A 1,431-nucleotide genomic window follows, 5' to 3' on the forward strand; every position below is an offset into this window, starting at 1 on the left:
GGTGTCAACAGTGGTTGACACCGGCCGGGCGTCGGAGGGAGGCGGGCGTGATGGGGAGGGCTCAGCCGTTCGTCAGCACGATCTTGCCGAAGAGGTCGCCGCCCGCCATCTTCTCGAAGCCCTCGCGGGCGCGGTCCAGCGGCAGCACCTCGTCGATGACCGGGCGGACGCCGGTGGTCGCACAGAAGGCGAGCAGGTCCTCCAGCTCGTCCTTGGAGCCCATCGTCGAGCCGACGACCTTCAGCTCCAGGAAGAAGATCCGGGTCAGCTCGGCGGCCGGCGGGTTGGGCCCGCTCGTCGCGCCCGAGATCACCAGCGTGCCGCCGGGGCGCAGCGACTTCACCGAGTGCGACCACGTCGCCGCGCCGACCGTCTCGATCACCGCGTCCACCCGCTCCGGCAGCCGCGCGCCGGGCTCCACGGCCTCCAGCGCGCCGAGCTCCACCGCCCGCTCGCGCTTCTTCGCGTCCCGCGACGTCGCGTACATCCGCAGGCCGGCGGCCTTGCCGAGCACGATCGCCGCGGTCGCCACGCCACCGCCGGCGCCCTGCACGAGCACCGCGTCCCCGGGGCGCACGCCCGCGTTCGTGAACAGCATCCGGTACGCCGTCAGCCACGCCGTCGGCAGGCACGCGGCCTCCGCGAAGCTCAGCTCCTTCGGCTTGCGCAGCACGTTCCACTCCGGCACGCTCACCTGCTCCGCGAACGTGCCCTGGTACTTCTCCGTCAGCAGCGACCGCCGTTCCTTCGGGCCGACGCCGTGCCCCGTCTCCCCGATCACGGAGTGCAGCACCACCTCGTTCCCGTCCTGGTCGACCCCCGCGGCGTCGCACCCCAGGATCATCGGGAACGACTCCTCCGTGATCCCGACCCCCCTCAGCGACCACAGGTCGTGGTGGTTCAACGACGCGGCACGGACGTCAACGGTCGTCCAACCCGGCCGCTCGACCGGGGCAGGACGCTCCCCCAGCTCGAGTCCGTTCAGGGGCTGGTCGCGATCGATACGGGATGCGTAGGCGGCGAACATGATCCTGAGCGTAGGGGCGGTTGCGCCCCGGCGGAACAGGGTCGGGGTGTGACGCGCGGCGCGCCGGGAGATCCGGCGCGAGGCGCGCGTAGACGCGGCGCGAGGCGCGTGATGACTCCACGCGAGCCGCACGACGACTCCACGCGAGCCGGCCGACGACTCCACGCGAGCCGGCAAAAAACTCAGCCCGGCCGGCGTTTGAGGCCGCGCGGGCGCAGCCCGTGCATCCGGGGCGAAGCCCCGCGGAGACACTCGGCGGGGGCGGCGCGAAGTCTCCGCGCGGGTCCCGCACAAAGTCTCGGCGCGAGCCGGCAAAAAACTCAGCCCGGCCGGCGCCTGTGGCCGCGCGGGCGCAGCCCGTGCATCCGGGGCGAAGCCCCGAAACCACTCGGCGCAAGCCGCAC

General features: G+C 72.9%; 1 protein-coding gene. It reads right to left on the reverse strand.

The genetic code is table 11. The features are described 5' to 3' along the window. Positions 1-61: 61 nt before the first annotated feature. A complete protein-coding gene (locus ACFWEG_RS29035) occupies positions 62-1,027 on the reverse strand; it encodes a zinc-binding dehydrogenase (RefSeq protein ID WP_387221102.1) in 966 nt (321 codons plus the stop codon). Between the last annotated feature and the right edge of the window lie 404 nt (positions 1,028-1,431).

Source organism: Streptomyces sp. NPDC060194 (assembly GCF_042728285.1).
In the GTDB taxonomy this organism is placed as follows: domain Bacteria; phylum Actinomycetota; class Actinomycetes; order Streptomycetales; family Streptomycetaceae; genus Streptomyces.